Annotated in this window: 25 protein-coding genes; 11 read left to right on the top strand and 14 right to left on the bottom strand. The window is 61.9% G+C overall.

The window, feature by feature from the left end; genetic code table 11:
• Positions 1–44 precede the first annotated feature (44 nt).
• Positions 45–395 carry a DUF2892 domain-containing protein gene (locus tag HX839_RS04095; protein WP_003210673.1) on the top strand — a complete coding sequence of 117 codons (351 nt, stop codon included), beginning with the start codon at positions 45–47 and terminating at the stop codon, positions 393–395.
• A 106-nt stretch (positions 396–501) separates the two neighbouring features.
• On the opposite strand, the gene HX839_RS04090 is transcribed toward HX839_RS04095, so the two are convergent.
• Together HX839_RS04090 and HX839_RS04085 are read right to left on the bottom strand one after the other, a co-directional pair.
• The gene (locus HX839_RS04090; RefSeq protein WP_177066772.1) at positions 502–1,740 is read right to left on the bottom strand and encodes a hypothetical protein; all 1,239 of its coding nucleotides are present in this window, start codon (positions 1,738–1,740) and stop codon (positions 502–504) included.
• 12 nt (positions 1,741–1,752) lie between these two features.
• Positions 1,753–2,202, bottom strand: coding sequence for a YcgN family cysteine cluster protein (locus HX839_RS04085; protein ID WP_003210671.1), 450 nt, complete (start codon positions 2,200–2,202; stop codon positions 1,753–1,755).
• Between the two features lie 153 nt (positions 2,203–2,355).
• On the opposite strand from HX839_RS04085, the gene HX839_RS04080 reads away from it, so the two are divergent.
• Positions 2,356–2,955, top strand: coding sequence for a nitroreductase family protein (locus HX839_RS04080; RefSeq protein ID WP_008437924.1), 600 nt, complete (start codon positions 2,356–2,358; stop codon positions 2,953–2,955).
• 80 nt (positions 2,956–3,035) lie between these two features.
• On the opposite strand, the gene HX839_RS04075 is transcribed toward HX839_RS04080, so the two are convergent.
• The 6 genes from HX839_RS04075 to HX839_RS04050 form a co-directional block, all read right to left on the bottom strand.
• Positions 3,036–6,422, bottom strand: coding sequence for a hypothetical protein (locus HX839_RS04075; RefSeq protein WP_256344678.1), 3,387 nt, complete (start codon positions 6,420–6,422; stop codon positions 3,036–3,038).
• Between the two features lie 209 nt (positions 6,423–6,631).
• Positions 6,632–7,564 (bottom strand): D-2-hydroxyacid dehydrogenase, encoded by a 933-nt coding sequence (locus tag HX839_RS04070; RefSeq protein WP_003210668.1) that lies wholly within the window; start codon positions 7,562–7,564, stop codon positions 6,632–6,634.
• Positions 7,565–7,681: 117 nt separating this feature from the next.
• Entirely contained in the window at positions 7,682–7,975 is a 294-nt protein-coding gene (locus HX839_RS04065; protein WP_003210667.1) for a YcgL domain-containing protein, read from the bottom strand.
• Positions 7,972–9,105: a ribonuclease D gene (gene rnd / locus HX839_RS04060; protein WP_003210666.1), complete on the bottom strand. Its 1,134-nt coding sequence runs from the start codon at positions 9,103–9,105 to the stop codon at positions 7,972–7,974. Before rnd ends, HX839_RS04065 begins: the two co-directional genes overlap by 4 nt.
• 122 nt (positions 9,106–9,227) lie before the next feature.
• Positions 9,228–9,878 carry a class I SAM-dependent methyltransferase gene (locus HX839_RS04055; RefSeq protein ID WP_177066770.1) on the bottom strand — a complete coding sequence of 217 codons (651 nt, stop codon included), beginning with the start codon at positions 9,876–9,878 and terminating at the stop codon, positions 9,228–9,230.
• A 145-nt stretch (positions 9,879–10,023) separates the two neighbouring features.
• Complete coding sequence (locus HX839_RS04050; protein ID WP_003210664.1) at positions 10,024–11,397, bottom strand: glutamine synthetase family protein; 1,374 nt, start codon at positions 11,395–11,397, stop codon at positions 10,024–10,026.
• A gap of 387 nt (positions 11,398–11,784) precedes the next feature.
• Here HX839_RS04050 and HX839_RS04045 point away from each other — a divergent pair, with 387 nt between their 5' ends.
• Entirely contained in the window at positions 11,785–12,561 is a 777-nt protein-coding gene (locus HX839_RS04045) for a transporter substrate-binding domain-containing protein (RefSeq protein WP_177066769.1), read from the top strand.
• Here HX839_RS04045 and cynR read toward each other — a convergent pair.
• The gene (cynR, locus tag HX839_RS04040; RefSeq protein WP_003210662.1) at positions 12,536–13,402 is read right to left on the bottom strand and encodes a transcriptional regulator CynR; all 867 of its coding nucleotides are present in this window, start codon (positions 13,400–13,402) and stop codon (positions 12,536–12,538) included. The genes HX839_RS04045 and cynR overlap by 26 nt on opposite strands.
• Positions 13,403–13,514: 112 nt before the next feature.
• On the opposite strand from cynR, the gene HX839_RS04035 reads away from it, so the two are divergent.
• From HX839_RS04035 to HX839_RS04025, 3 genes are read left to right on the top strand one after another with little or no spacing between them, the layout of a single operon-like run.
• The gene (locus tag HX839_RS04035) at positions 13,515–14,156 is read left to right on the top strand and encodes a carbonic anhydrase (RefSeq protein WP_008437919.1); all 642 of its coding nucleotides are present in this window, start codon (positions 13,515–13,517) and stop codon (positions 14,154–14,156) included.
• A gap of 29 nt (positions 14,157–14,185) precedes the next feature.
• Complete coding sequence (gene cynS, locus HX839_RS04030; RefSeq protein WP_003210659.1) at positions 14,186–14,656, top strand: cyanase; 471 nt, start codon at positions 14,186–14,188, stop codon at positions 14,654–14,656.
• A 55-nt stretch (positions 14,657–14,711) separates the two neighbouring features.
• The gene (locus HX839_RS04025; protein WP_177019678.1) at positions 14,712–15,551 is read left to right on the top strand and encodes a cache domain-containing protein; all 840 of its coding nucleotides are present in this window, start codon (positions 14,712–14,714) and stop codon (positions 15,549–15,551) included.
• 144 nt (positions 15,552–15,695) lie between these two features.
• Here the strand turns inward: HX839_RS04025 and HX839_RS04020 are convergent, their stop codons facing one another.
• Both HX839_RS04020 and pobA read right to left on the bottom strand, forming a co-directional pair.
• A complete protein-coding gene (locus HX839_RS04020) occupies positions 15,696–17,207 on the bottom strand; it encodes an MDR family MFS transporter (RefSeq protein WP_177019679.1) in 1,512 nt (503 codons plus the stop codon).
• 74 nt (positions 17,208–17,281) lie between these two features.
• Positions 17,282–18,466 (bottom strand): 4-hydroxybenzoate 3-monooxygenase, encoded by a 1,185-nt coding sequence (gene pobA, locus HX839_RS04015; protein ID WP_173883010.1) that lies wholly within the window; start codon positions 18,464–18,466, stop codon positions 17,282–17,284.
• A gap of 189 nt (positions 18,467–18,655) precedes the next feature.
• On the opposite strand from pobA, the gene HX839_RS04010 reads away from it, so the two are divergent.
• A complete protein-coding gene (locus tag HX839_RS04010) occupies positions 18,656–19,552 on the top strand; it encodes a helix-turn-helix domain-containing protein (protein ID WP_003210655.1) in 897 nt (298 codons plus the stop codon).
• Here HX839_RS04010 and HX839_RS04005 read toward each other — a convergent pair.
• Both HX839_RS04005 and HX839_RS04000 read right to left on the bottom strand, forming a co-directional pair.
• Complete coding sequence (locus HX839_RS04005) at positions 19,536–19,712, bottom strand: hypothetical protein (protein ID WP_162835184.1); 177 nt, start codon at positions 19,710–19,712, stop codon at positions 19,536–19,538. The genes HX839_RS04010 and HX839_RS04005 overlap by 17 nt on opposite strands.
• A 100-nt stretch (positions 19,713–19,812) precedes the next feature.
• Positions 19,813–20,718: a LysR family transcriptional regulator gene (locus tag HX839_RS04000; RefSeq protein ID WP_003210653.1), complete on the bottom strand. Its 906-nt coding sequence runs from the start codon at positions 20,716–20,718 to the stop codon at positions 19,813–19,815.
• Positions 20,719–20,822: 104 nt separating this feature from the next.
• Here HX839_RS04000 and HX839_RS03995 point away from each other — a divergent pair, with 104 nt between their 5' ends.
• Both HX839_RS03995 and HX839_RS03990 read left to right on the top strand, forming a co-directional pair.
• Entirely contained in the window at positions 20,823–21,710 is an 888-nt protein-coding gene (locus HX839_RS03995) for an MBL fold metallo-hydrolase (protein ID WP_177066768.1), read from the top strand.
• 34 nt (positions 21,711–21,744) lie between these two features.
• Positions 21,745–22,359, top strand: coding sequence for an NAD(P)-dependent oxidoreductase (locus HX839_RS03990; RefSeq protein WP_177066767.1), 615 nt, complete (start codon positions 21,745–21,747; stop codon positions 22,357–22,359).
• A 131-nt stretch (positions 22,360–22,490) separates the two neighbouring features.
• On the opposite strand, the gene HX839_RS03985 is transcribed toward HX839_RS03990, so the two are convergent.
• Positions 22,491–23,360: a LysR substrate-binding domain-containing protein gene (locus HX839_RS03985; protein WP_003210650.1), complete on the bottom strand. Its 870-nt coding sequence runs from the start codon at positions 23,358–23,360 to the stop codon at positions 22,491–22,493.
• Between the two features lie 111 nt (positions 23,361–23,471).
• Here HX839_RS03985 and HX839_RS03980 point away from each other — a divergent pair, with 111 nt between their 5' ends.
• Positions 23,472–25,097 carry a 5-guanidino-2-oxopentanoate decarboxylase gene (locus tag HX839_RS03980; protein WP_177066766.1) on the top strand — a complete coding sequence of 542 codons (1,626 nt, stop codon included), beginning with the start codon at positions 23,472–23,474 and terminating at the stop codon, positions 25,095–25,097.
• On the top strand, positions 25,094–26,536 hold the full coding sequence (locus tag HX839_RS03975) for an aldehyde dehydrogenase family protein (protein ID WP_177066765.1): 1,443 nt from the start codon (positions 25,094–25,096) through the stop codon (positions 26,534–26,536). The genes HX839_RS03980 and HX839_RS03975 overlap by 4 nt, the downstream gene beginning before the upstream one ends.
• Positions 26,537–26,673 lie beyond the last annotated feature (137 nt).

Here is a 26,673-nt window from a genome sequence, read left to right as displayed (position 1 = left end):
GTGCAGTCAGCTGCATATCAATCAGCCCTTGTTGGAGACAGATCATGAGCGACAGCAAAACCCTGCGACCCGTTATCCGGTCCACCCCGTTCGAGCCCCAACCCACGCAAAACGTCCAGGGCTGGGAACGCATCGGCTCCCTGGCTGGCGGTGTGGTGATGATGGGCAAAGGCCTGCGCCGTGGCGGCTTTTTCGGTTTGATCCAGGTGGCGATTGGCGGCGTAGCGCTGGCACGCGGGATCAGCGGGCATAGCTCGGCGAAAGAGTTGCTGGAGCGCAGCCGCCAGGAAATGAACAGCGTGCGAACCAAGATCGAACGCGCCGGTGAGGAACTGAAAAACCTCAAGACCAAGGCTGAAGTGGCGGCTGAAAACGCCAGCAAAACTGTGGGTTAACACCGATCAAATGTGGGAGCGGGCTTGCTCGCGAAAGCGGAGTGTCAGTCACTGACTGTGTTTCTGATACACCGCTTTCGCGAGCAAGCCCGCTCCCACCTTGGTTTCAGTGCAGCAGTTTGGTATCGAGTACTACCGACGACTCGCCAATAATGCTCTCCCCCAGCTGCACAAATTCCTTGGTGCTGATGCTGTTCAGGCGCATCACCGCCTGGGTCAAATCATCCAGCGAACGCTTGTTGTGGGTTTTCACACGAATCTCGCGGTCCAGCTCCTGCAACAACACCACCGCTCGTGAGACGGTCGCGCTATTGGCGTGCTCGACCCGCAGGGTGGTCACGTCCTTGCCTTCGTTGGCCAGCCGGGCCTGCAGGGCGGCATAACGATCGTCGCTGATCCCCCCTGCGCGGCGCATCAGTTCAATGGCGTAGTACTGCGCCAAGCCCTCGCTGATCCAGTCGCTGCCCTGGTGGTCGTTGAAGCGGCCGATAGCCTGCACCACTTCACGGATCAACGGGCTGCTGCCGTTCTCGCTGACCAACGGCGTTCGGCTGTTGAGGTAAATCGAGTCCCGCGCCGAATACGCACCGCGCCTCATCGGGTCACTGGCGCCCACCACCAGCAATTTCGCCGGGTGCCGTGGGAATGCCGCTTGCACTTGCGGCCAGACAAACGTCAGCAAGGTCAGCACATCCATGCGATGCATGCCTTGCCCTTTGGGCGACGCCACGGTGATTTCGGTTTCCCCCAGGCGCATCCTGCGACTGCCCAGCGTACCCGCGAGCATCCAGCCGGTGGGCCGGTCAAACAGGCGGGAAACGTTATCGATGCGGAATTTGTTCTTGCCGATGCGCGGCCAGGACGTCTCGACGCTTTTCCAGCCGGCAGGCAGTTCAAACACCAGGCGCGACACCAGTTCAATGCCGTCCTGTTGATCCAGACGTGCAGTGGGCACCAGGTCTTCGCCGCGAAACAGCGCCCAACTCGGGGTCATCCGCGCTTCGTAGACGCCTTTCTTGCGGGCGTGGGTGAGGCGTACACGGTAGGTCAGGCTGGCCTTGTCGGCACTCGGTTGCCACAGGCCGCGGCTGTCACCCGGGGTATTGCCCGGCAACACTTGCCACTGGCCATCGGCCTTGAAGTCGCTGTAGTCGCCGTCGCGGCCCAGGTCAAAGTTGAGGCTGCGCACCGCCGAGCCCTGGGACAGGCTCAGGCGCACTTCTGCCTGATCACTTTGGGGCAACAGCTTGACGTAATAGTCCAGGTCAACTTTCTTCGCTGCCCACGCCGGCGCACTCAATACCAACAACAGCAGGCTCGCCGCCAGCCTGGCTCCAACCGTCATACACACTCCTTCTCAGCCTGCACGAAAAATCAGGTAATCCTCCCAGTCATCCTCGGGCACGCTGCCTTCGCTGAGCATGCGCCCGGACTGGGAAATGCGTTCCTGGTGCACAGCGTCGCGATCGCCGCAGACCAGGTGGTGCCACAGCGGCAAATCCTTGCGCTCGCTGACCAGCCGGTAACCGCAGGTGGGCGGCAGCCATTTGAACTGGTCGGCCTGGCCCGGAGTGAGCTGGATGCAATCGGGCACCGAGGCGCGACGGTTGGGGTAATCGGTGCACTGGCAGGTTTTCAGGTCCAGCAGTTTGCAGGCGATGCGCGTGTAGTAGACGCTGTTGTCGTCTTCATCCTCGAGCTTTTGCAGGCAGCACAGGCCGCAGCCGTCGCACAACGACTCCCACTCATCCTGGTCGAGTTGTTCGAGGGTTTTGCGGATCCAGAAAGGTTCGACTTTGGCGGCCATGGCTCTACATCAATATCGGTATGTTAAAAGGCCGCCAGTCTAGTGCCCATGGCCCCCGGGGCCAAGCGCTTACGACTGTCGGTAGAACAAGACTTGTCAGCCACCCGGCGGCGAAGTAGCTTTGAACCCCGGTTTTTCATCAGGATCAGCCCAATGAGCAGCAACCCACGCGTCGCCGACTATCCGATCCACCCACAATTCACCGACCGCTGGTCGCCGCGCGCCTTCACCGGCGAAAGCATCCCGGTGGACACCCTGTTGAGCTTCTTCGAAGCCGCGCGCTGGTCACCTTCGGCCTACAACTCGCAGCCATGGCGTTTTCTCTATGCGCGCCGCGACACGCCGAACTGGGAACGTTTCCTGGGCCTGCTGAACGAATTCAACCGTGGCTGGGCACAGCATGCCTCGGCCCTGGTGATCGTCGCGTCGAAGACGACTTTTGCCGTGCCTGGTGCCACCGAAGAAACCCCGGCCCTGTGGCACACCTTTGACACCGGCTCGGCCTGGGGCCACCTGGCGCTGCAAGCCAGCCTCAGCGGCTGGCACACCCACGGCATGGCCGGTTTCGACCAGGAACTGACCCGCAAGGAACTGAAGATTCCTGAAGGTTACGCCCTGCACGCTGCGGTGGCGATTGGCAAGCTCGGCGACAAATCGACCCTGGCCGACTACCTGCAAGCCCGGGAAACCCCGAGCCCGCGTCGTCCATTGAACGAGCTGGTGTCCGAAGGCGACTTCAACCACCAGGACTGAACACGCTCTGGCAGTCGTTGACGGTCACGTCAAAACCCTGCTGCTGCGATCACAGCAGGGTACACCCGCCAAAAGTGCAGCTACGCCTTGGCGATCAGCGCGTAATAGGCCCTGCGCAGCTCGTCTCGATCACGCTTGTACATATTGGCGAGAAACGGTGTCATGTCTTCAAGACCGTTTGCGTTCAAGTCCACTGGATAGATTTTATTATCCCTCGCTGAATACAGGAAATTACTTAACTGCAGATCGTTGTGGTAAAGATTTTTCTGTTCCATGCGCCGAAATGCGTCATCCAGTAAAAGCCTGGCCTCTGGGGGCAAACTTCCCCTTGCCAGGGTATTTACATCCACCCCGTCCAGCTTGCCCATTTTCAAATAACGGCGACCATTTTCAAATATCGTGGTTGCAAAGCCGTCACCGTAATAGCTGTTCAGGCACAGGGTCTCGTTATCGACAAAGTCGTCGGCAGAAGTCATGGATGAAGGGCCATAGTCCTTATAGACACTTTTCCCGTCGAGACTGTCGTAGATCGTCCCCTCACCGCCCCCGCCAATTTCCGGCCCCAGGTCTGATGCCACAGAAGGCGGGTTACCGCCGCGTGCCCCCAGGCGCTGCCATTGGTCCCCCTGCAGGTGCTGCACCAGCAGCGGCGTTTGCCGGTTGTTGTGATAAATCTGCCCCTGTACGGCACCGTCGGCGGTGCGAGTCACTTGCCGCACTTCGTAGACCGCAGTGTTGCCGGCAGTATCGGTATGGCGGATGTGGGACAAGTGACCGTCCGCCGCCACATAGATCCCCTGACTGTTGCGCGCAAGCCCGGCTATTTTCGATTCGGCCACGCTGTAGTCGCCAAGCAACCGGTTGTTCAGGGCGCTGCCCGGCTCGGCAGGCGTGGTGATGATCGCCCCATCCATCGCACTCGTTTTTGCGGTGAAGCCTTCAAGAGGGCTGCCGTAAGGCCGCATCCTGTCCACATCAAACGCATACCATCGACCGTTCTGGAGTACCGCGCCTCCATCAACGCTTTGCCCGGCGACCTTGAAGGTACCCGTCGCTGCTGCGTCATAGTGTTTACTGGCAGCCTTCAACAGGTCATAGCTGCCGCTCGCGCCCCTGAGCTTGTTGACCACCTCTGCACCCGTGGCGCGTACAAAGTTGGCGCCTTTGCCCAGCAACCGGGCACCGCCCGCGACCAGTTCGCTGAAGCCATCCAATGGGTTGAATGCTTCAATGGCAGCCACACCGATGACTTTTGCCACTTGAATGGCCTTGGCGGCGGCGCTCGCGACCTTGGCTCCCGCCTTCGTGACTTTCGCCGCCACACCCGCGCCCGCCGTGACAAAACCAAAGACATCCAGCGCCAGGTCACTGGCCCCTTCCACGTGGTTACCCCTGGAAAAATTCACGATGGCGGACCTGAGCGGAATCAGGTCAAGAAAAAAGTGGGTGACGTTCCACTCGGTTGCCATTTGTTTATCGAATGAGGTGACACCCCGGGCATAGGTTTTTATGTCATCACTGTCGAGATCAAGATGCTCAACAAAGGCATCGGCAATGTGCTGGGTTCGCGCACTGGAAAAACTGGGGGGCGGCGTTGACAAGCCGTCCTGGCTCTTTTGGCCAAGGGCAGCCTCGCTCACGGTCTTGGGCTTGAAGGGCTCCGTCTTGAACTCCTTGTTGGCCTGCCGCTCGCGTTTTGTTGTTAACTCCGAGGCCGGCACCGACTTGATTGCACCTGCGTTCAAATCAATTTCATAAACGGTGTTGCCATTTCTTCCGGTGGCCTTGATCCACAGTTTGTTTTCCGCGCCCTGCCGTTTTTTAGAGGTGAAGTCGAGGCCCAGTTCATAAGTGTTTTTCTGAAAAAACTCGAGCTTTGCAAACTCCAGGTTTTCCCGGTCAACCAAGGGCAGTGTTGCGACAAGGTGCCTGATGACGCTGCGAACCCCTTGCTGGCGAGAAGTGATTGCTTGTTCAAATTCTTCGTTGAAGATTTTGTTCACGCTGAAATCCAGGCTCTTGCCTTTGATTGCCTCGGCAATGCTCGGGTCCCTGGTTTCCCATGGGTATTGGCCAAGTCCGCTCATGGCGATGTCCAACAACGAGAAAAGCCCGCCGGGCGCCCGGTTCGGATCATAAAGTGGTTGGGCTGACGGTTGTTTCGAGTCAACGACCTTCAGTCGATTCTCTTCAAAAGGTACGTGTTCGCCAAACCGCTCCTTCAAATGGGCCAACGCAATGTCTTTACGGCTTGGAATCTCGGCTTCCAACAAACCGGTAGCCGCAAGCGTCGACTTCAGTTGTGCGTTGAATGCCGTCCTTGCACGGTCTATCTCATCGTCGCTGTAACGATCATCTGGCTGGCATGTGACGATCCCGTTGACCACGGCCCAGTCCACCAATGCCGCCTTTTGTGCATGTTCGGCGGCGGCTCGATTCGTCAGGATCGCGTTTTCCGCGCTGGACATGACTTGGGCAAAGGTCATGTGCGCCACCTTTCCGGGGAACTGCGCCTCTATGGCCGCCGCTGCGACCGCGAGGCTTACCCAGGCCGGGCTGCCGTAGGTCACGCGGTCGGGGATGTCCTTGATCAAAAACTCGGGGGCCTTTCGTGCCAGTAACAAATAGGCGCCGGCCTTGGCCATCTCGGGACTGGTCTTGTGATTTTCGTGCAGGTAAGTGCTCAGGCGCTCGAGCACTGTCGAAGCCGGCTTGCCCCAGTGGGCCTGTTGCGCGAGGTCGAAACCTGCCACACGGTTTCGGTGCGGCGCCGTAATGGACTCGGGATCCAGCAGCAGGTGGATTGCGCTCAGTGCGTATTCGTTCACGCTGGTCTCGGAGGCGGCGCCCCCAAGCTGGTCCTGTATGGCTTGCCCCAGTGCCTGCCCGCGGGTGGAGCTGACGAGGGTTTCGAGTGCCTTGGCAGGATCAGCCAATGCCTCGCCTGACAACGGCTGGTTCGCGTTCAGATATTCCAGTACACCCACGCTTGCGCCGATGTGCGGTGCGTTGGGGTTCTGGCTGCCATGGTCGGTAGCCGCCGCCAGTACCCTGCGCTGTTCAGCGGCGCTCATGGGAACAGGCCAGGACAACCCGCCGCCAAAATTGCCGAGCGGATGCTCCAGTGCCCTGTCACTCACCGCATGGGCATGACCGGTCAGCTGAAAATGATTGGTGGGCAACCCCAAGCCGATACTTCTGAGAAAGGTCTCTACCGTCGCCGCTTTACCCGCCTGGGTCGGGTAGGACGAGTCGGGGTGTATTTGCATCGGTGTCGTTTGCAGCGCGGCCAGCACCGCTTGAGGGCTGGCATTCACGCCAAGACGGCTGGCGATTTCGTTTAGCTTCTGGCCCAGTGTCCGCAGATTCTCGCGGTCGCCCAACGCCGCGGTGAGACCGGATTGCCGGGGGACTGGGGCGAGGGCCTGCGTATTGAGATCGGCCGTAGCACCCAGAGCAGAGGGCAATAGAGGGAGCGCCGCCGGCTCGGTAGAAAGCAGGGAAAGTTGCGAAGTTACCCGTGGAGGGAGAGACACAGTGCCAGCATTCAACATGAGAATGTACCCATCTGGAGAGGGGTACGAGCCTCACATACGGCCTGCGAAACGAACATCTGATTAGTGTTTGCAGAAATTTGTAAGCGCCCGGCAACACGCTTTGCCGGGCCTTCGCGCTGTCAGTAACCGCGCTCGAAACTCACTTCGCCGCGCAACGTTTCCTGCGCCTGGTACGCGCGCAAATTCTCGACAAATAATTGCACCATCATCCCCGGCGAAGTCGGCGCCGAGCTGTGGCCGGTCAACAGCAAGCCCCAGGCGGTCCAGAACGGATGGCGCTGTGGCAATGGCTCCTGACGGCAAACGTCAATCACCGCGCCGGCCAGATGACCTTCCTTCAATGCTTCCACCAGGTCCGCATCGACCACCGCCACACCGCGCCCGACGTTGATGAACAACCCGGTCGGCTTGAATTGCTTGAACAGCGCAGCATTGTACAAATCATGGGTGTTCGGTGTGTTGGGCAGCAGGTTGACCACGTAGTCCACCTCACCCACCAGGCGCGGCAACGCGTCGAGCCCGGCAACTTCGACAAACGGCGCCTGCTCACGGGCCTCACTGGCAATGCCGTACAGCTCAACGCCAAACGGCTGCAGGAATTGCGCAACGCTGCGGCCGATATCACCAGTACCGACGATCAGCACTTTGCGCCCCGCCAGGCTCTGGCCCATGCGGTTATCCCACTTGCGCTCGACCTGGCTGACCAGCCGCGCCAGCACTTCACGCTCATGGCCAAGCATGTAAGTCAGCACGTATTCGGCCATCACCTGGCCAAAAATGCCCACGGCGCGGGTCAGGCGGTAATCCCGCGGCAGGCCGTCGGCCAGCAGCGGCGTGATGCCGGCCCAGGTGGATTGCAGCCATTGTGGCTGGTGCCCCTGGCGCAGCAAGGTGGCCAGAAGATCCGGCTGGCCCAGCCACACCGGGCAATCGGCCGCCAGGCGCGACAATTCGGCGGAGTCGCCGCTGGTCATGACCTCAAGGTCCGGCGCCGCTTCGCGCAGCAGCCGGGCGTACAGCGGGTGATCGTGTTCAGCAATCAGAACGCGCATGGTTCAAACCTTTCAAAAACACTGCAGGCGGCCGCCGGTCCAGTTCACTGTACCGTGCGGCCGCCGCCAAAAATTGAATTCCATTGATGAATGTGCCCCGGACGGGGCACTGACCGATCACATCGGGTCATTGCGTCGCAGCAGCTCTTCGGGCAAGTGTTCGATGTACTCGTCCTCGGCCGGCGGCATTTGCAGGTGGTAACCCTGCTTTTCGAGGTTCTCCAGAACCACGGTGATGTCCTCGCGGGACAGCTTGCGCTCCGGGCTCAGCACCAGGTCGAAGGCGTGGTGCGGCTTGCCGAAGGCGGCCAGCAGACTTTCCGGCACACGCTCCAGTGCATCGCTTTTCAGCACGTAGAGGTACATCTCGTTTCGTTTGAGGCTGCGATAGATGGAGCAAATACGTTTCAAGGCTGTTCTCCGGCAGTGGCCAGGCTGTCCAGCAGCGCCTGGCCCATCAGTTCGCGGCGCCAGCCACGCAGCGAATCTGGCAATTGGTAAGGCCCCTCGGGGTAGCCGCTCTTGACCAGGGCTTCAAGGGTTTTCTTGCGCAGCATCAGTTCCGGCGCCATGTCCAGGCGTTCGGCCTCGGCCTGGCCCAGGGCGCGCAGTTGCTTGATCAGCGTGGCGGCGTCCACCGGCAATGGCTCGGCAACCGCCGGTGGCCACTGGTCCATGGGCACGCTGCCGGCGCGCTTGATCAGGCCCAGCAGGAACTCGCCGTCCTGGCGCACGGTGCGCGGGTGCATGTCTTCGATCTTGCCCAGCGCGGCGAGGTTATCCGGCTGGGATTTGGCCAGGGGCCATAACGAGTGCTCACGGATGATCCGGTTGCGCGGCAGGTCACGGGCACGGGCTTGCTGTTCGCGCCAGGCGCACAGTTCGCGCAATACGGCGAGCTGGGCACGGGAGAGTTTCCAGGCGAGCTTGGCGTCGCGATAAACCTCGTACGGGTCGACTTCGCGGCGCAGGTTGGCCACCAGTTCGGCACCGTCTTCCAGGACCCAGGCGTATTTGTCGTCGGAAAGCTTCGGGCGCAGGCGTGTGTAGACTTCTGCCAGGTGCACCGCGTCTTCGGCGGCGTAGCTGATTTGCGTCTCGGACAATGGCCGCTGCAACCAGTCGGAGCGGGTCTCGCCCTTGGGCAACTCGATATCGAGGACGGCTTGCACCAACCGCGAATAGCCCATGGAGAAGCCGAGGTTCAGGTAGGCCGCCGCCAGTTGCGTGTCGAACAACGGCACCGGCAGGCTGCCGGTCAGGCGCAGCAACACTTCCAGGTCTTCGCTGCAAGCGTGTACCACCTTGATCACCGCCGGGTTCTCCAGCAAGGCGGCCAGGGGTTGCCAGTTGTCGATGGTCAGGGGGTCGATCAGGTAAGCGCGCACGCCATCACCGATCTGGATCAGCCCGGCAATGGGATAAAAAGTGTCGACCCGCATGAATTCGGTGTCGAGGGCGACGAATGGCAACTGCTGCCATTCGGCGCAGTGCTGGCCGAGGCTATCGTTGTCGCAGATCCAGTGAATATCGATGGCCACACGGCTCTCCCTTGAAGAATGGCGCGCAGTATATATCGCGAAAGGGAGTTGCGAGCATTCGCAGTACAGCATCCGCCATGAAAACTCTTATAGGAGCTGAAGAATAGTCCGACAGTCGGTACTTATCCTCTCTTACGCAGGACATACACCCGCCACATGGCTGAGCCGGGCATGAACTCCTGTTGACCGAGGACCTTGAAACCCGCCAGGCGAAACTCCGCCTCCACTTGCGCCCGGTGGCTGGCAACTGCCGCCGGGCCAGGCTGCAACGCCCGGTAGCCGCTGTCGCTGTTGACCGAAACAATTACCGTGTCGCGGCTTACCCGATGAAACTCACCGAGCAGGGCCAGGCGCCCTTCTGCCGTTGGCACATGGCGAAACAACTCCAGGCAAAAAATGCAGTCCACCGCGTTGGCCGAAAGGCCGATGGAAAATGCCGAGCCCTGGAAGGTCTTGACCCGCTTGAGCAAGCCCGGCGCGTGATGGGTACGGGCGTGGTCGAGCATGTCCTGGGAGTTGTCCGACGCCAGGATCACCCGGTTGCTGTGCTCGGCCAGCACTGGCCAAAAGCGCCCGGAGCCGCACGCCAGGTCGAGGATCAGCCCTGGCTCGCCGGCGATCTTCAGCGCACGGCGCACCAATTGCTCATCGCGCCACAACCCCAGGCGCCGCAACAGCCCCGGCGGGCGCGTGTCGGCGCAGACCAGGGCATGCTGCTGGCCAGCGCGTTCGGCAAATTCAATCTCGATGGAAGACGGCGGTTGCGACGGCATCACACGACTCTGTTAATGGATCAGACATTCGCAGCTTAACCACCGTCTCGTGAAAAAAAGGTCGAAGGATTGTTCGCCGTTAATGCAGAACCAGTATCCAGCCCGCTGCCTGTCTGTTAACTGTCTGTGATCAGCGCCTTCATCTTCAGGCCTGGTGCAGATACCAGCGCCAATCCTGCTCGCCCACCTCGCCCATGAACTGACGGTATTCGGCCCGCTTGACCGCCAGGTACACGCCGAGGAATTCGCCGCCGAACGCCTCACGCGCCCAAACCGAGCCTTCAAGCGCACGCAAGGTGGTCAGCCAATCGGTGGGCAGCAACTCCTTGGCCTGGGCATAACCGTTGCCCTCCACCGGCGCGCCGGGGTCGCGCTGTTCGCGGATGCCCCGGTGGATACCGGCCAGAATCGCGGCCGCCGCGAGGTACGGGTTGGCGTCGGCGCCGCAGATACGGTGTTCGATATGCCGGGAAAACGCCGGCCCGCCGGGCACCCGCAGTGTGACGGTGCGGTTGTCCACGCCCCAGGTCGCGGCCAGCGGCGCGTAGCTGTTGGTCTGGAAGCGTCGATAGGAGTTGGCGTTGGGGCAGAACATCAGCAACGAGTCGAGCAAGGTGCTGAGCATGCCGCCCACCGCGTGGCGCAACAGCGGCGTGCCGTCGGGCGCTTCGCTGGCAAACAGGTTATTGCCGTCGCGGTCCGCCAGGCTGACGTGCATGTGCATGCCGGTGCCGGCCAGATCGTCGAACGGCTTGGCCATGAAACACGCGGTCATCCCGTGCTTGTGGGCTACGCCCTTGACCAGGCGCTTGTAACGCACCGCCTCGTCCATGGCTTGCAGGGCATCGCTGCGATGCTCCAGGGTGATTTCCACCTGGCCCGGGGCGTATTCGGAAATCGCCGTGCGCGCCGGGATACCCTGGAGTTTGCAGGCGCTGTAGAGGTCGGCGAGGAACGGTTCGATCTGCTCCAGCTCCCGCAGGCCGTAGACCTGGGTCGAGCGCGGGCGCCCGCCGTCGACATCCCGCGCCGGTTGCGGGCGGCCGTTGCTGTCGGGTTTCTGGTCGAGCAAATAGAACTCCAGCTCCGCCGCCATCACCGGGTAATAGCCGTCAGCCTTGAGGTCGTCAATCACCCTGGCCAGCAGGTGCCGGGGATCGGCCACGGTAGCGGGCATGCCTTCGGTGGGGTGCATGCTGACTTGCACTGCTGCCGTCGGGATCAGGCGCCACGGCATGCGCTGCAAACTGCCGCTGACCGGGTAAGCGCGGCAGTCGATATCACCGACTTCCCAGACCAGCCCGGAGTTCTCCACGTCGTCGCCATTGATGGTCAGGCCGAGGATGGTACTCGGCAGCGGCCGGCCACTTTCATAGACCGCCAGCAGTTCATCGCGGTGCAGCAGTTTGCCGCGAGGCACACCGTTGTTGTCGAGGATGAACAGCTCGAACATCTCGATATCCGGGTTCTGCTCAAGAAAGGACTGGGCTTCGTGCAGGGTGGCAAAGGGCGTGCTCATGGGCATTCTCATACGTTCGCGTCAGGCAGGCGCGCGGGCGCTGCCGGGCAGATGCGCGGGGCATCCATTCGGGCAAATCAACGTCGGAGAAAGGTGTCCGGTGGGCGTGCGTGGCGGCAGTGCCAGAGCGCCCAGAAGGCGAGTTCGGAAGGGAGGGCATCAGCGGTGACTCGACGACGATCCGGACGGCTGGACGCGGTGGCGCCTGGCGATGTCTCAGGGTGTGTGTCGGGGGAACCGTCCATGCGGGATTCACAGTAAAGAGATGCCGGGCAGCCTCACACGCGAGGTTAAGCCGTTAAATCCAGTCTTGATGGAGTTTGGTTGTGAAGTGGCTAAACATTTGCAAATAATGGCGGCCCTGCCCATGCCCAAGGACCCGACCGCATGAAAGCATTGCTGACCCTTTCCCTGCTGGCCGGCCTGTCTGCCCAGGCCCTGGCCGACAGCTCTGCGTCGCGCCTGGATGAAGTGCTCCAGCGCGGCGAAATGAGCGTCTGTACCACCGGCGACTACAAGCCCTACAGCTATTTACGCCCGGACGGCAGCTACGAAGGCATCGACATTTCGATGGCCCAGTCGCTGGCCAAGAGCCTTGGGGTGCAGGTGAAGTGGGTGCCGACCACCTGGAAAACCCTGATGCCGGACTTCCTGGCCCAGCGCTGTGATATTGCGGTGGGTGGTATTTCAGTGTCCCTGGAGCGGCAGAAAAAGGCGTTTTTCAGCCAGCCATTGGGCGTCGACGGCAAGATCCCGCTGGTGCGTTGCGCCGATGTGCAGCGCTATCAGACGGTGGAGCAGATCAACCAGCCGCAGGTACGCGTGATCGAGCCTGCGGGCGGCACCAATGAAGTATTTGCGCGGGCGCATTTGGGCAAGGCACAACTGACGCTGTTCCCGGATAACGTGACGATTTTCGAGGAACTGCTGGCGAACAAGGCGGACGTGATGATCACCGACGCCAGCGAGGCGCGGTATCAGCAGAAGCTCAAGCCGGGACTGTGCGCGGTGAATCCCGAGCGGTACATGCAGTACAGCGAGAAAGCGTTCCTGCTGCCCCGCGATGATGTCGCATGGAAGAGTTATGTGGACCAGTGGCTGCACTTGAGCACGGTGACCGGCGTGTACGACGGCATCATCAATCAGTGGCTGGCTGCGCCCTGACCAGCTCGACAAACGCCCTGCACGCAGCACTTCGATAGCCTCCCTTGCGGCTGAGCAACGCCGCCGTGCGTTGCGGCAACGGCGGGCTTAGCGGCACCGCCTGCAACCCCGGCTGCACCTGGGCAATCGCGCTGGGCAGGATGGTCGCCAACTGCGTATTTCGTACGATTTCGATAATCGCGCTGATGGAATTGGCCTCCATGGTGATCAGCGGTTTCACCGCCTGGCTGCGAAAATACTCATCGATATAGCGACGCGTGGCGAAGCCGGCATTCAGCAGCACCAACGGCTGCTGGAGCCACGACTGTCGATCAATGCCGGGATGACCGGCGCTCACCACTACGCTCAACGCCTCGACAAACACCCCTTCACACTCGATATCCGGCAAATGCTCGCCGGTAAAACCGATGCCGATATCCAGCAAATCCTCCGTCAGTGCCGCCTCCATGCGGTCCTGGGTCAGCTCCTCGACACTCACTGTAATCCCCGGATACAGCCCGTTAAATCGCGCCAGCAGCGGCCCGATCAGGTAGGCGGTAAATGTCGGCGTCATCGCCAGGCGCAAGCTGCCACGGCTCAGGTCCTGCACGTCATGCATGGCGCGGGTGCCGGCCTGCAGATCCTGCAAGGCCAGGCGCGCAAACCGCACATAGGCCTCGCCTGCATCGGTCAGGCTGACGCTTCTGCCGGAACGGTCCAGCAGTGGCGCACCGAGAGTGTCTTCCAGTTGCCGGATCTGCTGCGACAAGGTCGGCTGCGACACATGCAGCGCCTCCGCCGCCCGGGTGAAATTACGGTGCTCGGCAACGGCCAGCAGGTAGCGGATATGACGCAGCAACATGGAAGGCGCTCCAACTATAGGCATGACTTATAGAAACCATAATAAGCCGGTCTTGGACGCTATAGCTGAAAACTTCCATCCTTGCCCCATCAGCGACGCAAGGAGAACCACCATGCAAGATCTCATCGACGGCTTTCGCAAGTTCCAGGGTGAAGCCTTCACCCAACGCAGCGACCTGTTCAAACACCTGGCTACCACGCAAAACCCCGGCACGTTGTTCGTGTCTTGTTCCGACAGCCGCGTAGTCCCGGAACTGCTGACCCAGCAGGAACCCGGAGACCTGTTTGTGATCCGTAACGCCGGCAACATCGTCCCGTCCTACGGGCCGGAGCCTGGCGGCGTGTCGGCCACCGTCGAATACGCAGTGGCCGTTCTCGGCGTCAGCGACATCGTGATCTGCGGCCACTCCGACTGCGGTGCCATGACCGCGATCTCCACCTGCAAATGCCTCGACCACTTACCCGCCGTGGCCAACTGGCTGCGCCACGCCGAGTCGGCCAAGGTGATCAATGCCGCCCGCGCTCACGCATCGGATGCCGACCGGCTGAACTCGCTGGTACGGGAAAACGTGGTCGCCCAACTGGCCAACCTCAAGACCCACCCTTCCGTGGCCCTGGCCCTGGAACAAGGCCGGCTGAGCCTGCACGGCTGGGTCTACGACATCGAAAGCGGCGCCATCGACGCCCTGGATGGCCGCAGCGGGCGCTTCGTGTCGCTGCTCGACCACCCGGCCACCCGTGCCTACGCCGCCTGAACCTTATTCAAACCCAAGAGGACATCACCATGTTGCAATCCCAATTCGCCCAATCCCCACGCCTGGCCCTGGCCGACACCGTCATCGACATCAAGGCGCGCAAGAACCTGTCATGGCAGGACCTCACTGACGGCACCGGCCTGAGCCTGGCGTTCGTCACCGCTGCCCTGCTCGGCCAGCATCCGCTGCCCAAGGACGCTGCCGATGTGGTCTGCGACAAGCTTGGCCTCGACCAGGACGCCAGCCGCCTGCTGCAAACCGTGCCCCTGCGCGGCAGCTTTCCGGGCGGCGTGCCGACGGACCCGACCATGTACCGTTTCTATGAAATGCTGCAGGTCTACGGTTCGACCCTCAAGGCCCTGGTGCACGAACAATTTGGCGACGGCATCATCAGCGCGATCAACTTCAAGTTGGACATCAAGAAGGTCGAAGACCCGGACGGCGGCTCCCGCGCGGTGATCACCCTGGATGGCAAATACCTGCCGACCAAACCGTTCTGATTTGCCGGCAAACCGTCTACGCTCTTGGCACACCAACAAGATCGAGGGACGGGTAATGAAGGCAATGCTCCGAGCCACCTGGCTGCTGCTGTTATGTGTTGGCCAGGTGCACGCCGCCACCGCTGAGGAGGCGGATGCCCAAGCCGCCAAGGCCTTGCTGGAAAAGGCCTTGGCGTATTACCAGACGAACGGTGACAAGGCTTTTGCGGCGTTCAGCCGCCAGGGTGAATTCGTCGACCAGGACCGTTATGTGTTCGTGGTCAACACCAAGGGCGTGCTGCTGGCGAGTGGTGGGCCCTCTTCCGCGTTGATCGGGCGCGATGTTTCCGAGGTACTGGGGCCGGATTTGAACAAGTCGTTCAAGGAGGCGTTGGCGGTGCCGGAAGGCAGTGGCATCCAGCAGGCCGATTACCGGTGGCAGAACTGGAATGACGGCAAGGTGGAGCGCAAACATGTGTATTACCAGCGCGTCGGGCAGCGGATTTTGGCCGTTGGCTACTACCTGCCGCGGGCGACGCCGGAACATGCCAGAGCGCTGCGGAACAAAGCCGTCAAGGCGCTGGAGAAAGACCCGGTTGGAACGCTCAAGGCGATCAACGCCATGCAGGGTGGTTTTCTACAGGACGATTTGTATGTGTTTGTGGTTGACCTCGACACCCAGCGCTACGTGGCCCATGGCACGACTCCGCGGTTGGTGAATACGGATTTCAGCAAGATCAAGGATCCCGACGGGAAGCCGGTGGGTGAGCCGATCCTGGCGGTCATGGCCGAGCAGGATCAGGGGGAATACAAGTACCGCTGGAAAAATCCGGTGACCGGAAAGGTTGAGAACAAGCATGCGTATTTGCGCAAAACCGGACATTTCATGGTGGCTGTGGGGTATTACAGCCCGTGAAGGTCAGCTATTTAAATGCTGGAACGCAATCGAATGTGGGAGCGGGCTTGCTCGCGAATGCGGTGTATCAGCCAACCTATTTATCAACTGACAGACCGCATTCGCGAGCAAGCCCGCTCCCACATTTAATCTTCATTGGTCCAACTATTTGGCCTTGTCTTCCCGCCCCCGCAACACCCGATCAGGCATGGCAATCGCCGCCGCCAACCCCAACAACGACACCCCGGCACTGACCATCAGCAAATGCCTGAAGGTAATCAACAACTCCCCCCGCAAGGCATCCTGCGCCGGCCCAGGCGCCGCATTCAAGCCATCCAGCAGCACATTCCCCGAACTCCCTTCCGCGACCAGCGCCCCACTGGCCAGGTGCGCAAAACTGGAGTCCTGCAACAACGCCAGCAACAGCGCCGACATGCATGCCACCCCAACCGCACCGCCCAGGGAACGGAACAGGTTGGTGGTGCTGGTCGCCACCCCGATATCCCGCTGCTCCACCGAGTTCTGCGTACCCACCAGGGAAGTCGGAAACTGCATCCCGGCGGCAATCCCGCACAGCAACATAAACAGACTGGTGACCGCCACCGCCTGAGGCGCACTCAACGCCATGCCGAAAATCGCGATCGGGCTCAAGAAGGCGCCAATCAGGATCATCGGTTTATAACGCCCGGTCACCGAGGTCATGCGCCCGGCAAAATACGCCCCCATCGGCAAGCCCATCGCCAGCGGCAGCAAATGCAAGGCGGCACTGTCGGCACCGGAACCGGTGACGGTCTGGTAGCGCAGCGGCATCAGCACCGTCAGGGAAATCGCCTGGAAACTGGTAAAGAAAATCGTGCACCAGCACAACACCGCGCTGCGGTTGGCAAACAGGTGCATCGGCAACAAGGGCTCCCGCGCCCGACGCTCGTGCCACACAAACACCGTCAACGCCACCACGGCACAGACCAACAGCCCCAGCACTTCATCGTCGCGCCAATGATGGCCCTGGCCGATTTCGGTGATACCCAGCAACAGCGCCGTCAAACCGACGATCATCAGCACAGTGCCGAGGTAGTCGATCACCGGCTTGCGTTGCGGCACCGGCAGCCCCACCAGCGTGCGATGGGCCACCCACCAGGCGCCCGCGCCCAGCGGCAGGTTGATCAGGAACACCCAGCGCCACGACAGGTACTCGGTCATGTAGCCGCCCAACACCGGGCCGGCCACGCTCGCCACCGCGTACATGCTGCTGAAGTAACCCTGGTAGCGCCCGCGCTCACGGGGCGGAATAATGTCGCCGATAATCGCCTGGCTGACCGAAATCATCCCGCCAGCACCGATGCCCTGGAGGATCCGCGCCAGCACCAGTTGCTCCATGCTCTGGGCCATGCCGCAGAACAGTGACGCGAGGGTGAACAGCCCCATGCCGATCAGCATCATTGGCCGGCGCCCGTACAGGTCGCCGAGCTTGCCGTAGATCGGCACGGCCACGGTCATTGCCACCATGTAGCCGGAGATCACCCAGGCCAGCAGGTTGACGTCATGGAACTGGGCGGAAATCGCCGGCATGGAGACGGCGACGATGGTCTGGTCCAAAGCCCCGAGAAAGATCGCCATCATCAAGGCGACAAGGACACTGCGCACGGCGGGTGTGGCGGGCTGATTGAGGTTGGTCACGGCAGAACCTGCGAGCAAGGGCCCGCGGGAAAAGGAGGCCCACGGGAATGCTCGTCAGTGTACTAGATAGCTGACTATTCGATAGCCTCGTAAGGAAGTCCGACGTAATTTTCTGCAATGGTTTTACGCCCCGCCTCTGAGTCCACGAAATACTCCAATTCGCTCTGTGCAATGCGCTGGCTGAAGCCGTCTGCCTCAGGAAACTGATGCAACATCGAGGTCATCCACCAGGAAAACCGTTCGGCCTTCCAGATCCGCCGTAGGCAAATCTGCGAGTACTTCTCCAGCAATTCCACTCGGCCCTCGCGGTACACCTTGAGCAGGATATTGAACAAGGTACTGACATCGCTGGCCGCCAGGTTCAAACCCTTGGCGCCGGTGGGCGGCACAATGTGGGCGGCGTCGCCGAGCAGGAACAGGCGACCGTATTGCATCGGCTCCACCACAAAACTGCGCAGTGGCGCGATGCTCTTTTCGATGGACGGGCCGGTCACCAGTTGCTCGGTGAGTGAGCTGGGCAAGCGGGTTTTCAGTTCATCCCAAAAGCGTGCATCGGACCAGTCGTCCACCGACTCATCGGCCGGCACCTGCAAGTAATAACGGCTGCGGGTCGGTGAACGCATGCTGCACAGGGCAAAACCGCGTTCGTGCTTGGCGTACACCAGTTCATCGTGGATCGGCGGGGTGTCGGCGAGGATGCCCAGCCAGCCAAACGGATAGACCCGTTCAAAGACTTTCAATGCCTCGGTGGGAATCGACTGACGCGCCACACCGTGAAATCCATCGCAGCCAGCGATGTAGTCGCAGTCCAGCCGGTAATGCTCGCCTTTATGTTCGAAGCTCAGCCACGGCTCCGGGCTTTTCAGATCATGGGGCTGCACGTTGCCGGCTTCATACAACGTTGTCGCGCCGCTGGCCTGGCGCGCGGCCATCAGGTCGCGGGTGACTTCGGTTTGCCCGTAGATCATCACCGTCTTGCCGCCGGTCAGCGTCTTGAGGTCGATATGGGTCAGTTGCCCATTCAGCGCCAGCTCAAAGCCCTCATGCACCAGGCCTTCGGCATCCATCCGCGCACTCACGCCGGCCTGGCGCAGCAGGTCGACCATGCCTTGTTCCAGCACCCCGGCACGGATGCGCCCTTGCACGTAATCCGGCGTCTGGCGCTCAAGAATCAGGGTTTCGATCCCGGCGTTGTGCAACAGTTGACCGAGCAGCAGCCCCGAGGGACCGGCACCGATGATGGCGACTTGGGTTTTCAGCGTTTTCATTATTTTTATGGCCCGCAAGCTTCATCCGAACGTATCCGGTGAAAGAGTTGTCATTGAAGGTGTTGCTGGCATTTTTCACTTGAGTGCCCGGCATAAGAAGGTGAAAACTGAGCCCAAAGCTGCGCTTTTCGCCAATTGGGGCGATTACCGCACAACTCTCCCGAAGTATCGGATGAAGCCATGACCAAAACTGCCAGTGCCGCGATTCCAGTGTTCAAACTCTACGGTGAGAGCCAGCAATGGCCGACCCCGGATTTGTTGCACTGTGAAACCATCTCCCGGCGCAGCCGTGAGTACCAGTGGGAAATCCAGCCCCACCGGCATGCGGACCTGTGCCAGTTGCTTTACGTGCACAAAGGCCAGGCACAACTGGAGATCGAGGGGCAGCGCAGCACCCTGAATGAATCGACGCTGCAGGTGCTGCCGCCGTTATGCGTGCATGGCTTTCGCTTTTCCGAAGACGTCGAGGGGTTTGTGGTCACCCTGGCCGCGCCGCTGATGGCGCACCTGCAGGGGCAACTGGGCGCGGCGCTGGATGGCCTGAATGCCCTGGGCAGCTACCCTGCCGGCAACGACAGTGACTACCTCAACAGCCTGTTTGCGCGCCTGCAGGAGGAATACGCCAGCGACCAACCGGCGCGGGACATGATGATGCACGCCCTGGTCAGCGTGCTGCTGGTGTGGATCAGCCGCCAGGCCATCCAGCGCCGCCATCCACGGGCACCGCGGGGCCGCGAATACTTCCGCCGGTTCACCCAGCTGGTAGAGCAACATTATCGCGAGCACCCAAAAATCGAAGACCTGGCCCACAAGCTCGGGATCTCGGTCTCACACCTGAACGGTACGTGTCGGGAGTTGGGCGGGCAGCCCGCGTTGCAGATCATGCACGACCGCCAGTTGCTGGAAGCCAAGCGCCTGCTGACCTACACCAGCATGACCATCAATGAAATGTCGGAGGTTTTGGGCTTTTCCGACCCGACCAACTTCTCACGGCTGTTTCGCCGACGCGTCGGGTTCTCCCCGAAGGCGTTTCGGGAGCAGTTGAAAGCCGACCAGGACGCTAGCGAAGCGAACTGAAGGCAGCCATGTGGCCAACGCATTGACCGTGATTGCAGCTGGAGGCGAAGCCCGGCTGCATGCGGGTCTGTTCGACGCGGTAGGCGGCAGTGCCATAGAGCGCGGTGGCGGCGGCGCACAGGGTGAAAATCATCAGGTACTTTCTTGTTTTGATCGACATGATGCTGACCTCTGATCCGATCAAGAAGGTGCTTTGATAAGCATAGGTCAGCTGGGGCAAGTCGCCATTATCGGGCGACATTCAACCTGTTTATGTCGGCTTAGAGACCGACGTCCCACACCGGCTCTTCCGGAAACCTCAATACCAGGAAATCCAGCAGGCTGCGCAGCGCCGCCGGCATATGCTTGCGCGAGGCGTACACCGCGTAGATGTTCATCTGCTGCGGCTCGGCCTCGGGCAACAAGCGGATCAACTCGCCACTGCGGATGTAGTCGCCCGCCTGATAACTCGGCAGCCGCGACACCCCTGCTCCCGCCAGCGTCACCCGCAATAAGGTACTGGCCTCGTTGGCGCTGATATTGCCCTGCACCGGCACCGACACCGGCTCGCCGTTCTCCATGAAGTGCCACAGGCTTTTGCCGAAGTAGGAGTGGGTCAGGCAATTGTGCCGGGCCAGGTCCTGTACCTGCCGCGGCTGCGGATGCTCCAGCAGGTAAGCGGGCGATGCGCAGATCACCGAACGGCACAGCGTGAGGCGGCGGGCGATCAGGTTGGGGTCCAGCTCGAAGCTGGTGCGGATCGCCAGGTCGATGCGCTCATCCACCAGGTTCACCGTGCGATCAAGCATCTGCATATCGATGTTGACCAGCGGGTAGCGCTTGACGTATTCGGCCATGGCATCGGCCAGCTGTGCCTGGCCGAACGAGGTGCTGACACTCAGGCGCAGCAGGCCGCGAGGCGCTTCGTCGGGTTCGCTGACGGCGGCCTGCATGTCGCTGCACAACTCCAGCATCTGCCGGCAACGGGGCAGGGTTTCGCTGCCGGCGGCGGTCAGGCTGAGCTTGCGGGTGGTGCGGTGCATCAGGCGCGCGCCGACCCAGTCTTCCAGCTCCGCCAGGTAGCGCGACACCACCGGGCGCGACAGGTCCAGATGGTCGGCTGCCGCCGACTGGCTGCCCAAGTCCACCACCGCGACAAACACCCGCATTGCTTGAAGACGATCCATGATTTGCCCGCTTTTAGAAACAAACTATGTCCAAGCATCGCATTTTTTGTAGCGTTTGGTGCAACTAAGCTCTGTCCACACCTTACCCATGACTGGAGCTGCACATGTTTGGATTCTCCCCGCTCAAGCGCGTGGCCCTGGCCGCCGCCTCCCTGGCCGCCGCCTCCCTGGCCTTCGCCGCGCACGCCGTGGCGGCCGACTTGACTCTGGACGCCTACAACCCGGGCGAAACCGCGATGATGCCGGTCACCTCGGTACTGGTCAGCGGCGACAAAGATGCGATCCTGGTGGACGCCCAATTCGGCAAGACCCAGGCCGAGCAACTGGTGCAAAAAATCCGCGCCAGCGGCAAGCGCCTGACTACCATCTACATCAGCCACGGCGACCCGGACTACTACTTCGGCCTCGATACCCTGACCGCCGCCTTCCCCCAGGCCAAAGTCCTGGCACCGCAGCCGGTGGTGGACCATATCAAGGCCACCGTTGAACACAAACTGGCGTTCTGGGGCCCGAAACTGGGCGCGGACAAGCCTGGCAAAGCCGTCATTCCCCAGGTGCTTGAGGGCCACAGCCTGACCCTCGAAGGCAAGCAGTTGGAGGTGATCGGCCTCGACGGCGCACAACCGGACCGCACCTTTGTGTGGATCCCGTCGATCAAGGCGGTGGTCGGTGGTGTAGTCGTCGCGGAAAACATTCATGTGTGGATGGCCGATACGCAGACCGCGAAGTCCCACACCGATTGGCTGGCCACCCTGCAACGTATCCAGGACTTGAAACCGCGCACGGTGATTCCGGGTCACTACCTGGGCACGCCGTCGCTCAAATCCGTGGCGTTCACCGCCGACTACATCAAGGCCTTTGACGAAGAAACCGCCAAGGCCAAGGACTCCGCCGCCCTGATTGCGGCGATGCAAAAGCGTTACCCGAACCTGGGTGACGAGAGCACCCTGGAACTGGGCGCCAAAGTCGCCAAGGGCGAAATGCAGTGGTGAGTTGATTCAACCCTTAACCGTACTGGAGAACGTCATGAGCAAGATCGCAATCATTGGTGCCACCGGTCGTGCCGGTAGCCAACTGCTGGAAGAAGCGCTGCGTCGCGGGCACACCGTCACGGCCATCGCACGTAATACCGACAAGATCGGCGCGCGCCCTGGCGTCACCGCCAAGCAAGTCGATGCGCTGGATGCCCAGGCGCTGGAACAGGCCATCCGCGGCAACGACGTGGTGATCAGCGCGGCGCACTTCGCCACCCTGCCTGCGGAAGCGGTGATCAACCCGGTGAAAAAAGCCGGCGTGAAGCGCCTGCTGGTGGTCGGCGGTGCCGGTTCGCTGTTGTTGCCGGGCGGCAGCCGAGTGATCGACAGCCCGGGCTTCCCCGAGGAATACAAAGCCGAAGCCAGCGCCGGCAGTGTTTTCCTCGATACCCTGCGCCAGGAAAAAGACCTGGACTGGACCTTCCTGTCACCTTCGGCGGAGTTCGTGGAGACCGCACGCACCGGCACATTCCGCCTGGGCCAGGATGAATTGCTGGTGAGCAGTGAAGGCCGCAGCTGGATCAGTTTTGCCGACTTTGCGATTGCGCTGATTGATGAAGTGGAAACACCGAAGCATTCACGCCAGCGGTTTACCATAGGTTACTGATCCCCCTACGCTCGATCGTTCCCACGCTCTGCGTGGGAATGCATCTTGTGACGCTCCGCGTCACGGCTCCTAGAGCGGACGCAGAGCGTCCAGGGCGGCATTCCCACGCAGAGCGCGGGAACGATCATTTATTAAGCCTGTGCCTGGCTCACCAGCCAATCCATAAGCTGCTCCAACCCCGCCGAGGGCTCAGTGCCCGGCGGGTACACCAGGTAATACCCCATCCCCGTCGGCACCCGTAGTTCAAACGGCGTGGCCAACCGCCCCGCCTTCAGGTCCTCGCCAATCAGCGCACTGTCACCAATTGCCACGCCCGAGCCTTGGGACGCCACCGTCATCGCCAGGTCCAGGGTTTCAAAATGATGCCCCTGGGCCAGATTGCTCAAGCGTGTATTCGCCGCTTTCAACCACAACGCCCAATCGCGCTCATCCCGCGTAGGGTGCAACAACACCTGTTGCTGCAAATCGGCGGGCGTGTGCAAGCCACCGAGCAAGGCCGGCGCACACACCGGTGTCAGGCGCTCATCGAACAGATGCCGGGCCTGGGCCGATTGCTCGGCAATCGGCGCGTAGATCACCGCGGCATCGAACTGCTCGCGGCGAAAGTCGACGGTGTAGGCCACGGTGGTGGTCAACTCCACCGGCACATCCGGGCGTTCCTGCTGCCACTGCATCAGGCGCGGCAACAGCCAGCGCATCACGCAGGTGGAGGCCTTGAGCTGCAAGGTCTCGCGGCGGGTGCCGATCTGCTCAACCGCCTCGCCGATCAGGCCGAACACCTGCTGCGCCCGCAGTGACCATTCGCGGCCCTCTTCGGTGAGGCTCAAGCCACGAGCCTGGCGCTGGAACAGCGCATAGCCCAGATGACTTTCCAGCCCGGCGATCTGCCGACTCACCGCGCCCTGGGTGATGTGCAATTGCTCGGCGGCTCGGGTGAAGTTGCAGCACTGGGCCGTGACCCAAAAGGTGTGCAGGGCCGGCAGCGGCGGAAGACGTTTCATAAGGGCGCAGCCATGACGTGAGGACATGGCTAGTATGACTTTTTATCGATTGTTGCCGCTACGGGCCAGCCGTTCCAATACGGGCCTTTATCAACAATAAGAGCGACGACAATGGCGACCTGCGGCGAAGTATTGGTCAACCTGCTGGAAGGCTACGGCGTGGACCAGGTGTTTGGCATCCCCGGCGTGCACACCGTGGAACTCTACCGGGGCCTGGCGCGCTCGAGCATCCGCCACGTCACCCCGCGCCACGAACAGGGCGCCGGTTTCATGGCCGACGGCTATGCGCGCACCAGCGGCAAGCCCGGCGTGTGTTTCATCATCACCGGCCCCGGCATGACCAACATCACCACCGCCATGGGCCAGGCCTACGCCGACTCGATCCCGATGCTGGTGATCTCCAGCGTGCAGTCCCGCAGCCAGCTGGGCGGCGGGCGCGGCAAGCTGCACGAGCTACCGAACCAGAACGCGATGATCGCGGGCGTGGCGGCGTTCTCCCATACCTTGATGTCGGCGGCCGAGTTGCCCGGTGTACTGGCCCGGGCATTTGCGCTGTTCCAGGCCGGACGACCGCGCCCGGTGCACATCGAAATCCCGCTGGATGTGCTGGTGGAAAACGCCGACGCGTTGCTCGGCAGCGAACCGGTCAGCGTTTCCCGCGCTGGCGCTGCGCCGTCGGCGGTCAAGCAGATGAGCCAGTTGCTCGCAGCGGCGAAACGTCCGCTGATCCTCGCCGGTGGCGGTGCCATCGACGCAGCCCCCGAGTTGACGCAGCTGGCCGAAGCCCTCGGCGCGCCGGTGGCGCTGACCATCAACGCCAAGGGCATGCTGGCCTCCAATCACCCGCTGCTGATCGGCTCGACCCAAACCCTGGTCGCCACCCGCGCGCTGGTGGCCGAGGCAGACGTGGTGCTGGCGATCGGCACCGAGCTGGCCGAAACCGACTACGACGTGACCTTCGCCGGCGGCTTCGACATTCCCGGCGCCCTGCTGCGCATCGACATCGATTCCGACCAGACCGTGCGCAATTACCCGCCGCAAGTCGCGCTGGTAGCCGACGCGCAAATCGCTGCGCAGGCACTGCTTGCCGAGCTGGGCAACAAACCCCTGGCCGCCCGGGACAGCAACTGGGGCGCCCACCGCGTCGCCCGCCTGTGGAGCGAACTGGAACCCACCTGGGATGCCGCCACCCGCGCGCAAACCCTGTTCCTCAACACCGTCCTGGACGAACTGCCCGACGCCGTACTGGTGGGCGACTCCACCCAACCGGTGTACACCGGCAACCTGACCCTGAACCTCGACCAGCCGCGCCGCTGGTTCAACTCCTCCACCGGCTACGGCACCCTCGGCTACGCCTTGCCGGCGGCCATCGGTGCGTGGCTGGGGCGCGGCAACGGTGCGCCGGTGGTGTGCCTGATCGGCGACGGCGGCCTGCAATTCACCCTGCCGGAACTGGCCAGCGCCGTGGAAGCGCGCACGCCGGTGATCGTGCTGCTGTGGAATAACCAGGGCTATGAGGAGATCAAGAAATACATGGTCAACCGCGCCATCGAACCGGTGGGCGTGGACATCTACACCCCGGACTTTATCGGCGTGGCCAAGGCCCTCGGCGCTGCTGCCCAGCGTATCCAGGGTGTTGAGGAATTACGCAGCGCCTTGCGTGCCGCCACTGATCGCCAGGGCCCGACGCTGATTGAAATCGACCAGGGGCTTTGGATGAAGGAGGTGGCGGTATGAGCGCGGTATTGAATGGGCTGTTTATCAATGGCGCGTGGCGTGCCGGCCATGACGTGCTGGACGTGATCAACCCGGCCACCGAGGCCACCCTGGCCCAAGTGAGCGTGGGTGATGCAGGCGCGGTGACTGAGGCCATCGGCGCCGCCAGCGCGGCCTTCCCGGGCTGGTCAAAAAGCACCGGCCGCGACCGCGCCGCGCTGTTGCGCAAGATCGCCGAGGGTGTCAGCGCAGAGCGTGAACACCTGATGCAACTGCAATCGAGCAACAACGGCAAGCCGCTGTTTGAAGCCGGCATCGATGTGGATGACGTGATCGCCACCTTTGCCTATTACGCGAACCTGGCCGACGAAATGGATGCCACCCAGGATCGTCCGGTGGTACTGCCCACTGAGGATTTCAGCGCCCGTGTACGCCGTGAACCCTGCGGCGTGGTGGGCCTGATCGTGCCGTGGAATTTCCCGATGGTGACCACCGCCTGGAAACTCGCCCCGGCGCTGGCGGCCGGTTGCTGCGTGGTGCTCAAGCCTTCGGAAGTGACGCCGCTGGCAGAGCTGGAACTGGGCCGGATCATCGCCTCGGTGGGCTTGCCTGCCGGTGTGTTCAACCTGGTCTGCGGCACTGGCCTGGCGGTGGGCGCGCCGATGGCGGCTGACCCAAGGATCGCGAAAATCTCCTTCACCGGCAGCAATGCCGTGGGCGTGCAGGTGATGCAGCGCGCCGCCGAAACGGTGAAGGGTGTGAGCCTGGAACTGGGCGGCAAATCCGCGTTGCTGGTACTGGCGGACGCCGACCTCGACCTGGCCGTGGAACTGGCCTGCGGCGGTGGTTTCTTCAACGCCGGGCAGATGTGTTCCGCCACCAGCCGGGTGTTGGTGGCCGACGAACTGGCGGACGAGTTTCTCACCCGCTTGCAGGCCAGGGCCGAGAGCATTCGCGTGGCGGACCCGTTTGCCGAAGACGTGGAAATGGGCGCATTGGTCAACCGTGCGCAGTACCAGTGGGTGCTGGGGCATATCGAACGTGGCCTGCAAGCCGGCGCGAAGCTGCTGTGTGGCGGCGGGCGCCCGGCGGATTTGCCTCATGGGTATTTCATTCGCCCGACGGTCTTCACTGAAGTGCCGTTGGACAGCGCGTTGTGGAACGAGGAGATCTTCGGCCCGGTGCTGTGCGTGCGCAGTTTTGCCAGTGAGGCCGAGGCGGTGGCGCTGGCCAATGACAGTGAGTTTGGCCTGGTCGCGAGCGTGCTGAGCTGCAACGTGGAAGCGGCTGAGCGAGTGGCCAATGCTTTGCAGGTGGGTTTGGTGTGGATCAACGCGCCGCAGGTGATCTTCCCGCAAACGGCGTGGGGTGGTTACAAGCAGAGCAGCATTGGCCGCGAACTGGGGCCTTGGGGGTTGCAGGCGTTTCAGGAGATCAAGCATGTGATCCGGGCGGTGTAGAAACACTCAAGAGCACCACTGTTCCCTGTGGGAGCTGGCTTGCCTGCGATTGCGGTCTATCAGACACAGATGTGTTGCCTGACCCACCGCTATCGCAGGCAAGCCAGCTCCTACCTGTTGATTTGTGCCGTGTCAGC

Source organism: Pseudomonas sp. I8001 (genome assembly GCF_013385345.1).
GTDB lineage: Bacteria > Pseudomonadota > Gammaproteobacteria > Pseudomonadales > Pseudomonadaceae > Aquipseudomonas.
The sequence above is the reverse complement of the archived record's forward strand: the minus strand, read 5'-3'. Positions and strand labels throughout refer to the sequence as shown.